Annotated in this window: 11 protein-coding genes and 1 tRNA gene; 4 read left to right on the plus strand and 8 right to left on the minus strand. The window is 60.3% G+C overall.

Going from position 1 to position 12,553, the window contains the following annotated elements:
- Positions 1–46: 46 nt before the first annotated feature.
- Positions 47–123: transfer RNA gene (locus NTD84_RS12075), tRNA-Met, on the minus strand.
- A 302-nt stretch (positions 124–425) separates the two neighbouring features.
- On the opposite strand from NTD84_RS12075, the gene dinB reads away from it, so the two are divergent.
- Complete coding sequence (gene dinB, locus NTD84_RS12080; RefSeq protein ID WP_262165593.1) at positions 426–1,487, plus strand: DNA polymerase IV; 1,062 nt, start codon at positions 426–428, stop codon at positions 1,485–1,487.
- Between the two features lie 44 nt (positions 1,488–1,531).
- Here the strand turns inward: dinB and NTD84_RS12085 are convergent, their stop codons facing one another.
- The 4 genes from NTD84_RS12085 to NTD84_RS12100 form a co-directional block, all read right to left on the minus strand.
- On the minus strand, positions 1,532–2,485 hold the full coding sequence (locus tag NTD84_RS12085) for a hypothetical protein (protein WP_262165595.1): 954 nt from the start codon (positions 2,483–2,485) through the stop codon (positions 1,532–1,534).
- Between the two features lie 17 nt (positions 2,486–2,502).
- Positions 2,503–4,218: a proline--tRNA ligase gene (locus tag NTD84_RS12090; RefSeq protein WP_262165598.1), complete on the minus strand. Its 1,716-nt coding sequence runs from the start codon at positions 4,216–4,218 to the stop codon at positions 2,503–2,505.
- Positions 4,219–4,348: 130 nt separating this feature from the next.
- On the minus strand, positions 4,349–5,908 hold the full coding sequence (locus NTD84_RS12095) for an AmpG family muropeptide MFS transporter (RefSeq protein ID WP_262165601.1): 1,560 nt from the start codon (positions 5,906–5,908) through the stop codon (positions 4,349–4,351).
- A 43-nt stretch (positions 5,909–5,951) separates the two neighbouring features.
- The gene (locus NTD84_RS12100) at positions 5,952–6,305 is read right to left on the minus strand and encodes an MGMT family protein (protein WP_262165603.1); all 354 of its coding nucleotides are present in this window, start codon (positions 6,303–6,305) and stop codon (positions 5,952–5,954) included.
- A 252-nt stretch (positions 6,306–6,557) separates the two neighbouring features.
- Here NTD84_RS12100 and NTD84_RS12105 point away from each other — a divergent pair, with 252 nt between their 5' ends.
- Positions 6,558–7,565, plus strand: coding sequence for a DUF481 domain-containing protein (locus NTD84_RS12105; protein WP_262165606.1), 1,008 nt, complete (start codon positions 6,558–6,560; stop codon positions 7,563–7,565).
- A gap of 120 nt (positions 7,566–7,685) precedes the next feature.
- Here the strand turns inward: NTD84_RS12105 and NTD84_RS12110 are convergent, their stop codons facing one another.
- Entirely contained in the window at positions 7,686–7,895 is a 210-nt protein-coding gene (locus NTD84_RS12110; RefSeq protein WP_002554837.1) for a cold-shock protein, read from the minus strand.
- A 354-nt stretch (positions 7,896–8,249) separates the two neighbouring features.
- On the opposite strand from NTD84_RS12110, the gene dcd reads away from it, so the two are divergent.
- Positions 8,250–8,816 carry a dCTP deaminase gene (gene dcd / locus NTD84_RS12115; RefSeq protein ID WP_262165608.1) on the plus strand — a complete coding sequence of 189 codons (567 nt, stop codon included), beginning with the start codon at positions 8,250–8,252 and terminating at the stop codon, positions 8,814–8,816.
- Positions 8,817–8,922: 106 nt separating this feature from the next.
- Complete coding sequence (locus tag NTD84_RS12120; protein WP_262165611.1) at positions 8,923–9,132, plus strand: hypothetical protein; 210 nt, start codon at positions 8,923–8,925, stop codon at positions 9,130–9,132.
- Positions 9,133–9,256: 124 nt separating this feature from the next.
- Here NTD84_RS12120 and pdeM read toward each other — a convergent pair whose 3' ends face one another.
- Together pdeM and NTD84_RS12130 are read right to left on the minus strand one after the other, a co-directional pair.
- Positions 9,257–9,910 (minus strand): ligase-associated DNA damage response endonuclease PdeM, encoded by a 654-nt coding sequence (gene pdeM, locus NTD84_RS12125; protein WP_262165614.1) that lies wholly within the window; start codon positions 9,908–9,910, stop codon positions 9,257–9,259.
- Positions 9,910–12,396, minus strand: coding sequence for a ligase-associated DNA damage response DEXH box helicase (locus NTD84_RS12130; protein WP_262165617.1), 2,487 nt, complete (start codon positions 12,394–12,396; stop codon positions 9,910–9,912). Before NTD84_RS12130 ends, pdeM begins: the two co-directional genes overlap by 1 nt.
- Positions 12,397–12,553 lie beyond the last annotated feature (157 nt).

A 12,553-nucleotide genomic window follows, 5' to 3' on the forward strand; every position in this document is an offset into this window, starting at 1 on the left:
ACGCGCACAAAAAAGGCCACTCTTTCGAGTAGCCTTTTTTGATGTTTGGTTGCGGGAGCCGGATTTGAACCGACGACCTTCGGGTTATGAGCCCGACGAGCTACCAGACTGCTCCATCCCGCGTCTGTGTGCCGGCATTCTACAGAGGATCGCCGGCCTGTCAACCGGAAATCTTGATAAAACCTGTTCTGGTTCAATCGCTTAGCTTGAGCCGAGGGTGGTGTAACAGGCTGTAAGTCAGGCGCGGCAAGGCTTGCAGCTCTATCGGAGGGTCGGTTTCGATTGATAAACTAAATTCACCTTCGACCTTTTCCTACAGTCCCGAAAGAACATTCAGACTACTGGTGCTATATACAGGTGTGAGTGAGATACTGCCGATCCGGCACGCCATGTCTCTTTTTCTTCGCCATGAACACTGCTTTGCTATGACCCAGCGAAAAATCATCCACGTCGATTGTGACTGCTTCTACGCCGCCATCGAGATGCGTGACGATCCGCGCCTGGCCGGTAAACCCCTGGCGGTGGGTGGGTCGGCGGATCGACGCGGGGTGATTGCCACCTGCAACTATGAGGCGCGGGCCTATGGCGTGCGGTCGGCAATGTCTTCCGGGCACGCCTTGAAGCTGTGCCCGGACCTGACCATCGTCAAGCCGCGCATGGACGCCTATCGAGAAGCCTCGAAGGAAATTCACACGATCTTTCGCGATTACACCGAGGTGATCGAGCCGCTTTCCCTCGACGAAGCCTACCTCGACGTGTCGGACAGTGCGCACTTTGGCGGCAGTGCCACGCGCATTGCTCAGGACATTCGTCGTCGTGTGTCCAATCAGTTGCACATCACGGTCTCGGCCGGCGTCGCGCCGAACAAGTTCCTGGCCAAGATTGCCAGCGACTGGAAGAAGCCCAATGGGTTGTTCGTCATCACACCGGATCAGGTCGAGGACTTTGTCAGCGGGTTACCCGTGAGCAAGTTACACGGCGTGGGCAAGGTGACCGCCGACAAATTGGGCAGGCTGGGCATCGCCGATTGCTCGCATTTGCGCGAGTGGGACAAATTGGCGCTGGTTCGCGAATTCGGCAGTTTCGGCGAGCGACTGTGGAGCCTGGCCCGTGGGATCGATGAGAGGCTTGTGCACAACGACAGTCGGCGGCAGTCAATCAGCGTGGAAAACACCTACGACGTCGATCTGCCCGATCTAGTGAGCTGCCTGGATAAACTGCCCGAATTGCTGGAAACCCTGGCCGGACGCATGGCGCGGATCGACAGCAGCTATCGGCCGGGCAAGCCGTTCGTCAAAGTGAAATTCCATGACTTCACACAGACCACCCTGGAGCAGGCCGGGGCAGGGCGGGATCTGGGGAGTTATCAGCTGTTGCTGACCCAGGCGTTCAATCGCGGCGGGAAACCGGTGCGGCTGTTGGGCGTTGGGGTGCGGCTGGAGGATTTGCGTGGCGGGTTTGAGCAGATGGAGTTGTTTGAGCGGTAGTGCACAACCTTTGTAGGCGCGAGCAGGCTCGCGCCTACAAAATCCTAGTTCGGTCCCGGATCCGCAACGAGTCGTCCGGCATCCTTGGTCAACGACTTGAGAAATTCGGTCTGCAACTCAGGATCGTTGCGCGTCAGCTCGATCAGGCTCTGCTCAAGCTCACTGGCCTCTTCCTCCAGACCCAGCTCCGACAGGCGCTTGACCCGGTGCACCCACTGGCTCACTTCGTCGTCTTCGAGGTCGTCGTAGATCAGCCCGTGGGCTTCGAGCAGCTTGCCACGCAATGAGCTGCTGACGGCCAGGGCCGAGTCAGTGTGCACATCGCCTTGAGCATCTTCGACGCTGATCAGCAGCCGGCTCAGGTGATTGATGTCATGTTCGGCGAACGGGCTGTCCAGCAGGTTGATGCGCAACACACCGTTTTTGTCGGTGCTCAGCTCGAACGTTTCCTTGCCGGCCTTGACCTCCACCGGGCGCTCGCTCCACGGCAGGCTCGAATATTCGGTGCGTTTGTCGAGCTGGACTTCATCGATGCCGGCGAGGTTCTGCTGCGCACGACCGTGAGAGGGCGCGTTCATGAACGGGTTGAGCCCGGCAAAACCGTAACTGAACCAGTCCTTGGTCACGCTATCCGGCAAATTGCCGAGGGCGAACACGTTGACGATGTTCGCGCCGACACCGGCGATCACGGCCACCGCGCCAAGCGGGATCTCGTAGATCTCCCGCCAGGGTTGGTAAGGCGTGTAGCGATCGTAGCGGCGGGTGACTTCGAATTCGGTGACTTCGAAGGTTTTCTGCTCGTGGATCTTCACCCGGCGCTGCGGCAGCTCAAGGACCTTGGGCTCGCCGACATCGATCTGCAGGCTGTGATCGAGCAATTTGCGCTCGACACGTTCCTCGTGCTCGCTGCGTTGCGACATCTGATTGGCGCAGCCGCTGACCAGCAGGGTGCCGCACAGGGCGGCACCACCGAGGCCTAAGGTGTTTCGCTTGAACATGACTTCTCTATCTGGTGTCAGCGGCGGATACGGGCCTGGAGGAAAGACAGCACGTCAGCGACCGGCAGCGCTTGCGCCTCGGGCTCGGTGCGGCTCTTGTATTCCAGATTGCCTTCGGCGAGGCCGCGGTCACTGACCACGATCCGGTGAGGAATGCCGATCAGCTCCATGTCCGCGAACTTGATGCCCGGGCTGGTTTTCTTGTCGCGATCGTCCAGCAGCACCTCGAAGCCGGCGGCGGTCAGTTCCGCGTAGAGCTTGTCGGTGGCTTCACGAACCTGCTCGGTTTCGTAGCGCAGCGGCACCAGGGCCACCTGGAAAGGTGCCAGGGTGTCGCTCCAGATGATCCCGTTCGCGTCGTTGTTCTGCTCGATGGCGGCGGCCACCACGCGGGAAACGCCGATGCCGTAGCAACCCATTTCGAGGGTGACCGGCTTGCCGTTCTCGCCCAGCACTTCGCACTTCATCGCCTTGCTGTATTTGTTGCCCAGCTGGAAGATGTGCCCGACTTCGATGCCACGCTTGATTTCCAGCGTGCCTTTGCCATCCGGGCTCGGGTCGCCGGCCACGACGTTACGCAGGTCGGCCACCGTCGGAACTGGCAGGTCGCGCTCCCAGTTCACGCCGAAATAGTGCTTGTCGTCGATGTTCGCACCGATGCCAAAGTCGCTCATCAGCTCGACGGAACGGTCTATGATGATCGGCAGCGGCAGGTTCAACGGGCCAAGCGAGCCGGCGCCAGCGCCAATCGCATCACGCAGTTCGCTTTCGGACGCCATGACCAGCGGGCTGGCAACGCCTGGCTGGTTGGCAGCCTTGATTTCGTTCAGCTCGTGGTCGCCGCGGATGATCAGGGCAATCAGCTTGCCTTTCTCTTCAGCGTGTACGACCAGGGTCTTGATGGTTTTTTCGATCGGCAGATTGAAGCCTTCGACCAGCTGCGCGATTGTCTTGGCGTTCGGGGTGTCGACCAGGCGCAGGTCTTCAGTCGGCGCGGCGCGGGAAGTTTCCCGTGGCACGGCTTCGGCTTTCTCGATGTTCGCCGCGTAGTCGGAGCCGTTGCTGAACACGATGTCGTCTTCGCCGGATTCGGCCAGTACGTGGAATTCGTGGGAGCCGGCACCACCGATGGAACCGTTGTCCGCTTCAACCGGGCGGAACTTCAGGCCCAGGCGGGTGAACACGTTGCAGTACGCCTGGTGCATGCGGTCGTAGGTGATCTGCAGCGAAGGCTGATCAGCGTGGAACGAATAGGCGTCCTTCATGATGAATTCGCGGCCGCGCATCAAACCGAAGCGTGGGCGGATCTCGTCACGGAATTTGGTCTGGATCTGATACAGGTTGATAGGCAGCTGCTTGTAGCTGCTCAACTCGTTGCGCATCAGGTCGGTGATCACTTCTTCGTGGGTCGGGCCGGCGCAGAAGTCGCGCCCGTGGCGATCCTTGAAGCGCAGCAATTCCGGGCCGTATTCTTCCCAGCGACCGGATTCCTGCCACAGCTCAGCCGGTTGTGTGCTCGGCATCAACACTTCGAGAGAGCCCGCGGCGTTCATTTCTTCCCGAACGACGGCTTCGACCTTGCGCATCACTCGCAAGCCCATCGGCAGCCAGGTGTACAGGCCCGAGGCGAGTTTGCGGATCATGCCGGCGCGCAGCATCAGCTGGTGGCTGATGACGACCGCGTCGGAAGGCGTTTCTTTCTGTGTGGCGAGCAAAAATTGACTGGTGCGCATGGTTGGCCGTTGTCGGTTGCTGATGACGAGAAATGACGGAGCATTGTACGGGCGAGATCTGCTGGCGTACAGGCGTGCGGTCGCTGGTGTGGCAGCAGGGCGGGAATCTCCGCGCCCTTGATGAATCTTCCTACGACTCTTCCGCGACCTGGGTCGGGAGCGGCTCGGGCGTGGGTGTCGGGCCTTCGCGGCGGCTCTCCTGGAACCAGTGCAAGGCGATCAACAGCAGCGTCGGGACACCGAGCAAGGCGGTGATCAGGAAGAAATTGTGATAGCCGAATTTCTCCACCATGACCCCTGAGTAGCCGCCGATCAGGCGCGGCAACAGCAGCATGATCGAGCTGAGCAGGGCGTATTGGGTGGCCGAGAACTTGAGGTTGGTCAGGCTCGACAGGTAGGCGACGAACGCCGAAGTCGCCAGGCCCGAGCTGAAGTTGTCCAGGGAAATGGTCAGGATCAGCATGTTCAGGTTGGGACCCATGTCCGCCAGCATCAGGAACAGCAAGTTAGTGGCCGCTGACGCCACGCCACCAATGAACAGGATGGGCAGGATGCCGAAACGTACGATCAGCAGGCCGCCCATGCCGGCGCCAACCAGGGTCATGATCAGGCCGAAGATCTTGCTCACACTGGCAATCTGATCCTTGGTGAAACCCTGGTCGATATAGAAGACGTTGGCCATCACACCCATGACCGTATCCGACATCCGGTACGTGGCGATCAGGCCGAGCAACAGCAGCGCTTGCCAGCGGTAACGCAGGATGAAGTCGTTGATCGGTGTCAGCACTGGCGCGAGGCCGCGGCGGCCCATGGCCGACAGGCACAGTGCGGTGAGCGTGGTGTAGAGAATGGCCCGCAGGAACGCGCGGTCCTGGAGCAGCAGGTCGAGCAGGCTCACGCCGTCGAACAGCACGCTGGCGAAATCGGTGTTGTAGAGCTGGGTGAACATGGCCGGCACAGAAACCAGCAACACGATCAGCACAAACACCGAGGCCAGTTGATGCACAAAGCTGTAGCGACCGGCCTGCAGTTGCGTGCGCAGCGGCACTGGCGGTTCGCGCATGAACAACGAAGTCAGCAACGCCGGAATCATCAGGGCGCCAAACAACAGGTAGGTGCCGGCCCACGCCGAATGCTTGTAGTTGAACCCGGTCGAGCCGAAACCTTCGGCGAAGAACAGGGCGCCGGCCGTGGCCAGCAATGCGGCGATCCGGTAGCCGGACATGTAGCTGGCTGCCAGTGCGGCCTGACGGCTGTCTTCGGCGATTTCCAGGCGATAGGCATCGACCGCGATGTCTTGCGTCGCCGAGGCGAAGGCAACGACGACGGCGATGGCGATCAGCCAGGACAGATGTTTTTGCGGGTCGCAGAAACCCATCCCGATCAGGCCGAGAATCACCAATGCCTGGGAAAGCACCAGCCACGAGCGTCGACGACCGAGCTTGCCGAGCAGCGGCAGACGCCATTGGTCGAGTAGCGGCGACCAGACCCATTTGAAGGCGTAGGCCAGACCGATCAGGCTTGCATAGCCAATGGTTTCGCGAGCCACACCGGCTTCACGCAGCCAGACCGAAAGTGTCGAAAACACCAGCATGTAGGGCAGGCCGGCGGCGAAACCAAGCAACAACAGCACAAGTGTCGATGGGCTGGCATAGGCGGCGAGCGCGGCGCGCCAGGTTTTACGGGGCATGGGCTGAAGTCTGCCTCAAGATTACGGAAACAAAGCGCGCACTCTAACCGCTGTGCTCTACCGGGCGCCAGCCATGGCGCTGAATATCAACACGATTATTCAGGACACTGATGCCTTCGGAGCGTAAACGCGCGCGTTGCTCATCCCCCGCAGGGCTGCCCACGGGCAGGCTGATTCTGCCGCCCGCGCCGAGCACCCGATGCCAAGGCAGTTTGGTGTCGCCGGGCAATTGGCTCAATGTCCGGCCTACCCACCGCGCGGCGCGGCCCAGTCCGGCAAGTTCGGCCAACTGACCATAACTCACGACTTTGCCCTCGGGCACTTGCGCCAGGGTCAGATACAGCGCCGTGCGTCGGATTTGCGCGGGGCTTTCGGTTTCGTTGATGGGGTGCGGCACGACGCGATTCCTGTAGGCGCGAGCTCGCTCGCGATGGATGTTAACGATGACGCAAAACGCTCTGATCTAGCGCGCTGAGTTCAAATTTATCGCGAGCAAGCTCGCTCCTACAATCAATCGCCGTTCGTAACGTAAATCCTCTATCTGTAAGTGAGAAGTGAACTCAATAGAATTAGTCGGGTCAGTCCATGCTGGGGCCTTATTCCTACGGATAATGCTGACTTTTTCGCAAACTTGAGCCCGTATTTGCTTATGGTGTCTAGAACCCTGTTGTGCCTCGCTGTCCTCGGTGCCTCTACTTCCGTGCTTGCTGATACCGTCTGGCTGAAGAACGGTGACAAGGTGAGCGGCAAGATCACATTGTTCGACGGCGGCAAACTGCTGATTCAAACCGAATATGCCGGCGCGGTTCCTATCGACTGGAAGCAGGTGAAAACCCTGGAAAGCGATCAGGAATTGCTGGTGAAGCAGGATGCCTACACCGGTGAGAAGGCCAAGTCGTTGCATTCGGCAGAAGACGGCAAAGTCATCCTCGCCAATGGCGAAGCGCCGAAAACGGTGGAGCTGGCGAGTATTCAGCAAATCCTCAAGCCCAAGCCCATCGTCGAAGACCTGGTGTGGAAGGGCAACATTGACGCAGCACTGGATTACCAGCGCGCGGAAAAGGACACCGACGACTACGACGTCGACTTCAAGACTACTGCGCGTCATGGCCGATGGCGCCACACCGCCGAGGGTGAGTACAACCGCGAGTTCCAGGATGACGTGGTCACCACCGACAACTGGCGCGCCGAATACTCCCTCGACCGCTTCCTGACCGATAAATGGTTCTGGCAAGGTCGCCTGGTCTACAAGCGCGACAAGGTCGAAGACCTCGCCCGCCAACGCACGGTCGGTACCGGTCCGGGTTACCAGTTCTGGGATGACGAGCTGGGCGCATTCTCCCTGGGTTCGCTGGTCAACCGCACCGATTACGAGTACGCGGACGGCGGCAAGGAAAACTTCTATTCCCTGGCGATGAAGTGGGACTACAACCGATATCTGATCGGCAAGAAGGTCGAGTTCTTCACCAATGGCGAGGTCGCTAAGCCGTTGGGTGGTGTGGCGGATTACGCACTCGATGCCGAAGTCGGGTTGCGTTACAAAGTCACCGATTGGGCGTCGCTGAATCTGAAGGCCGAGAAAGACATCATTACCGGCAGCGATGAGGCAGACCTGAGCAAGACCCGTTACACCGCAGGGTTTGGTGTGACCTGGTAAAGCGCCAGGCATAAAAAAATCGCGGCCTTACGGTCGCGATTTTTTTTGCCCAGGCAAAACACCCAGGCACGAAAAAGCCCCGCTTTTGAGGGCGGGGCCTTTTACTAAAGCAAGTACAAGTTAGATAACTTGAACTTCTTCAGCTTGCATGCCTTTCTGACCGCGGGTAGCGATGAAAGAAACCTGTTGGCCTTCTTTCAGGCTTTTGAAGCCGTCGGATTGGATAGCTTTGAAGTGAACGAACAGGTCGTCACCGGATTGTGGAGTGATGAAGCCGAAGCCTTTTTCATCGTTGAACCACTTAACGGTACCGGTTTGGCGATTAGACATGGTGTAACTCCTTGAACAAAGATAACTGCGACACAGGAAGAACCCTGGACGAGACTGAGTGCAAAGAGCAGGAAAAATTCTTGTAGATGGTTGGATCGAAATTCAACATATCGTGTAGAGATTCTCAGTGACACAAGCAGCACAGTGGCGCCACCTTAACCCTTTTTCCGGAACGTGCCAATGCTTCTTGCGAAGGTTTCTCTGTTTTCGTGACTGACGGTGCATCGTATTACAGCCAAGCCCCGGAATTTACGGGGGATCGGCGAGAATTGCGCCCCGGTCTTTGAACCCGAAGCGCGCGCCCGGTAAGATGCCGGACAGAATTTTTCCACCTCGCTATTCAGGACACCCGCCATGAGCATCAAATCGGACAAGTGGATTCGCCGCATGGCGCAGGAACACGGCATGATCGAGCCGTTCGTCGAGCGTCAGGTTCGCGGCAGCGACGATAAGCGGGTGATCTCCTACGGCGTGTCGAGTTATGGCTACGACGTTCGCTGCACCAATCATTTCAAGGTGTTCACCAACATCAATTCGGCCATCGTCGACCCGAAGAATTTCGATGCCGGCAGCTTCGTCGACATCCACAGCGACGTCTGCATCATCCCGCCAAACTCCTTCGCCCTGGCCAGCACCGTCGAATACTTCCGTATTCCTCGCAACGTATTGACCATCTGCCTGGGCAAAAGCACCTACGCCCGTTGCGGCATCATCGTCAACGTCACCCCTCTCGAGCCTGAGTGGGAAGGGCACGTCACCCTGGAATTCTCGAACACCACCAACCTGCCGGCGAAAATCTACGCCAACGAAGGCGTGGCGCAGATGCTGTTCCTTGAATCCGACGAAGAGTGCGAAGTGTCCTACAAAGACCGTGGCGGCAAGTACCAGGGCCAACGCGGCGTGACCCTGCCACGCACCTGATCGATTCATCTGGCAGGTCGCGGGAATTCTTCAGCGGGTAGAGACTCTATTGGGTGTACTGCCGGGTTCGCGCACAGCGATCCTGGCCTTTGCTCAGGAGTGCTCTATGAAGATCGATCCGCGAATAAGTGCCGAACTGGCAAGGCTTGAGCCCAATCAGGTTGGCGTCCTGGCCTGGTCCTTGTTGGCACATCCGCCGCTCGGCATGGCGGGAGGCATCCCCGGCCAGCCTGATCCCGATACCCCTAACGAACAGCCCACCGAACCCGGTGAGCCAACCTTGCCGGACGAGCCGCCTCCGGCGCCGGTAGCCTGATCGTCTTGTACCTGTTGGAGCGAGCACGCTCGCGATGGACCTCCAGACGACGCGGGCATCAGGAGCCCATGTCATCGTTCACGTCCATCGCGAGCGTGTTCGCTCCTACAGGTAAACGGATTTATCAGGTCGGCCATACCTCGTTGTCGCCGATAACGAATATTCGGCAACTGTCGTCCCGCTCGACCTGATACCCCCCGGTAAACGCGCCGAAGGCCGGTAGCAGGCTGATTTCCCTTCCGAACCTGAAACACGCCAACCGCAAGCTCTGCCGGCCCCTACCGTTCAGCCGATAAACCGGATGCACGTGGCCCGCGAGCACGTGACGCTCGGGGTGCGGCTCAGGTTCGTGGCGCAGCGCAAACGGCCCCAACAGCAGCGGCTCGGGCACGACGCGAATGTTTAGCGATGACGGCGGGTCCCCGGCACGTTTGTCGTGGTTGCCGCGAATCAGCATCATGGGCAATTCGTTATGCCGTGCGCGCCATTGCGCCAGGGCGTTCAGCGTCGCACTCGCGTGGGAGCCGGGCCCGTGCAGGAAATCCCCGAGGAAAATCAGTTGGCGGCAGGGCAGCGCCGCCAGCAATCGGTCCAGCACCGCGATATTGCTGGATGTCGTGCCCTGCGGCACCGGCTGTCCAAGGCTGCGATAAGCGGCGGCCTTGCCGAAATGCACGTCTGCAATCAACAGCGCCTGTTGCGCCGGCCAGTAGAGGGCTTTCTCCGGCAGCAGCCACAGTTCTTCGCCAGCCAGGCGTATCGGGTAGGGCGTACTCATCAGGCTTTTCCGGTCTCCGCGGTTTTTTCAAGGTCGCTGACCATGCGTCTGATGCGGTCGGCGAGTTTTTCCGAGCTCATGCTTTCGCGCATACGTTCTACCAGCAGCGGAAACCCGAGCGGTGTAGGACGTTTCACCGGATGCACGTCGAGCCTGAGCCGACTGATGCGCTCCAGGGTCTGTTCCAGGCGCTGAATATCCAGCTCGTTACGCAGGACTTCTTCCCCAGCCTGGGCCAGCAACAGGTTGCCGGCGTCGTACTGCTTGAACACTTCAAAGAACAAACCGCTGGACGCCTGAACCTGACGGGTGCTTTTTGGCGCGCCGGGATAGCCGGCGAACACCAGGCCAGCAATTCGCGCAATTTCCCGAAATCGCCGTAGCGCCAGTTCGCCGGCGTTGAGGCTGGCGAGGACGTCATTCAATAAATGCTCGGGACTTAGCAGCCGCGGATTCAACACACTGGACCAGTCCACATACGTTGCGCTGAGCAACTCCAGCCCGTAATCGTTGACCGCAATCGAAAACGTCACTGCCTGTTGCTGACTCACGCGCCAGGCCAACAGACTCGCCAGCCCCAGATGCACCTGGCGTCCGGCGAAGGGGTAGAGGAAAAGGTGCCAGCCTTCGCGGGATTTCAACGTTTCGGCCAGCAGGCTGTTCTCGCTCGGCAAGCCGGACCAGCGCTGTTGCACTTCTAATAGAGGACGTAGCGCCTGCATCTCCGGACCGGCGAATTCGCCCTGCGCCGCCGCGCTGAAACGTGCGACCACCGCCTGCGCCAGTTCGTTGGAAAGTGGCATGCGCCCGCCGTTCCAGCGCGGCACCGCGGCTTTCTTCACCGTGCTGCGTTTGACGTAGGCCGTCATGTTTTCCACCCGGACCAACTCCAGCAAGCGTCCGGCGAAGAGGAAGCCGTCACCGGGCTTGAGCCGTGCGATAAAACCCTCCTCGACACTCCCCAACTGCTTACCGCCGCCTCCTTTACTCCAGAACTTCAGCTGAATGCTCGCGTCGCTGACTATCGTGCCAATGCTCATGCGATGACGGCGGGCCAGCCGCGCATCCGGCACACGCCAGATGCCCTGTTCATCCGGCTCGACCCGGCGATAATCCGGATACGCTGTCAGGGAAAGCCCGCCGTAGCGTACGAAAGCCAGCGCCCAGGTCCAGTCTTCCGGCGTGAGGTCACGATAAGCCCATGCCCCGCGGACTTCTTCGTACAGCTCATCGGGGCGAAAGCCACCGCCCAAGGCCATGCTGACCAGATGCTGGACCAGCACATCCAGTGGTTTGTGCGGCGATTCCCTGGGTTCGATGCGGCGCTGCGCCACGGCGTCCTGGGCGGCGGCGGCTTCAATCAATTCCAGGCTGTGCGTCGGCACCAGCGTCACCCGCGACACCCGCCCCGGCGCATGACCCGAGCGCCCGGCACGCTGCATCAGCCGCGCCACGCCTTTGGCCGAGCCGATTTGCAGCACCCGCTCCACCGGCAGGAAATCCACGCCGAGGTCTAGGCTGGAGGTGCAGACCACCGCTTTGAGCTGGCCGTCCTTCAGCGCGCGCTCGACCCAGTCGCGGGTCTCCCGTGACAGTGAACTGTGGTGCAGCGCGATCAGGCCGGCCCAGTCCGGACGGGCTTCCAGCAAGGCCTGATACCAGATCTCCGATTGGGCGCGGGTGTTGGTGAACACCAGGCTGCTGGGGCTGGACTCAACCTCGGCCACTACTTGCGGCAGCATCTTCAAGCCGATGTGCCCGGCCCAGGGGAAGCGCTCGATGGCCGGCGGCAGCAGCGTGTCGACGCGCAGGTCCTTGGTGCTTTGCCCCTGCACGCTGATCCCGCCGCCCTGGGGGATCAAGACCTGTTCGGCGTGGGCCTGATTCCCCAACGTCGCGGAAACGCCCCACACGATCAGGTCCGGATTCCACCGCCGCAGGCGGGCAAGAGCCAGTTGCAGTTGCACGCCGCGCTTGTTGCCCAGCAGTTCGTGCCACTCATCAACGACCACCATGCGCAAGGTGGACAGCGCGGTTTGCGCGTCGGCGCGGGCGAGCATCAGGGTCAGGCTTTCCGGGGTGGTGATCAGCGCGGTGGGCAGGCGCCGACCTTGCCGCGCGCGTTCGCTGCTGCTGGTGTCGCCGGTGCGCAGGCCGACGCTCCACGGAATCTGCAAGTCGTGCAGCGGTGCTTCCAGTGCGCGGCCGGTGTCGGCGGCCAGCGCGCGCATCGGCGTTATCCACAACACCGTCAGCGGTTCGGCGACCGGTTTGCGTTTGCGAGGCTTTTCAGCGGGCGCGATGGCAGAGGCGAAGCGGTTGAGCGCGGCGAACCACACCGCGTAGGTTTTACCGGCACCGGTGCTGGCATGCAGTAACCCGGATTGCCCTTTTTTGACCGCGGTCCACACTTCTTTTTGAAAGGCGAAGGGCTTCCAGCCGCGAGCGGTGAACCAGTGTTTCGCGTAGTCGGGGGAGGTTCCCATGCCGGCGGTGTGCGCTCTGAAAGTAGTTCTTTCAATGACCGCGGCAGAGGGCGAAAGGTTTAATGGCACTGCGAAGTCCTGTAGGACTCCGGCTTGGCGGGGCTTGCCATTTAAAATAAGCCAAATCCCGCAAACCCGGGGCCAGCACGGTGGGCGG

It is taken from the genome of Pseudomonas sp. 14P_8.1_Bac3 (assembly GCF_025466085.1).
Lineage (GTDB): Bacteria > Pseudomonadota > Gammaproteobacteria > Pseudomonadales > Pseudomonadaceae > Aquipseudomonas.

Bases quoted from the DNA above. Each gene is read 5' to 3' on its own strand.
- NTD84_RS12130 (WP_262165617.1), bottom strand. From the start codon at position 12,396: ATGGGAACCTCCCCCGACTACGCGAAACACTGGTTCACCGCTCGCGGC.
- NTD84_RS12090 (WP_262165598.1), bottom strand. From the start codon at position 4,218: ATGCGCACCAGTCAATTTTTGCTCGCCACACAGAAAGAAACGCCTTCC.
- NTD84_RS12105 (WP_262165606.1), top strand. From the start codon at position 6,558: ATGGTGTCTAGAACCCTGTTGTGCCTCGCTGTCCTCGGTGCCTCTACT.
- NTD84_RS12085 (WP_262165595.1), bottom strand. From the start codon at position 2,485: ATGTTCAAGCGAAACACCTTAGGCCTCGGTGGTGCCGCCCTGTGCGGC.
- dinB (WP_262165593.1), top strand. From the start codon at position 426: ATGACCCAGCGAAAAATCATCCACGTCGATTGTGACTGCTTCTACGCC.
- pdeM (WP_262165614.1), bottom strand. From the start codon at position 9,910: ATGAGTACGCCCTACCCGATACGCCTGGCTGGCGAAGAACTGTGGCTG.
- NTD84_RS12095 (WP_262165601.1), bottom strand. From the start codon at position 5,908: ATGCCCCGTAAAACCTGGCGCGCCGCGCTCGCCGCCTATGCCAGCCCA.
- dcd (WP_262165608.1), top strand. From the start codon at position 8,250: ATGAGCATCAAATCGGACAAGTGGATTCGCCGCATGGCGCAGGAACAC.
- NTD84_RS12120 (WP_262165611.1), top strand. From the start codon at position 8,923: ATGAAGATCGATCCGCGAATAAGTGCCGAACTGGCAAGGCTTGAGCCC.
- NTD84_RS12110 (WP_002554837.1), bottom strand. From the start codon at position 7,895: ATGTCTAATCGCCAAACCGGTACCGTTAAGTGGTTCAACGATGAAAAA.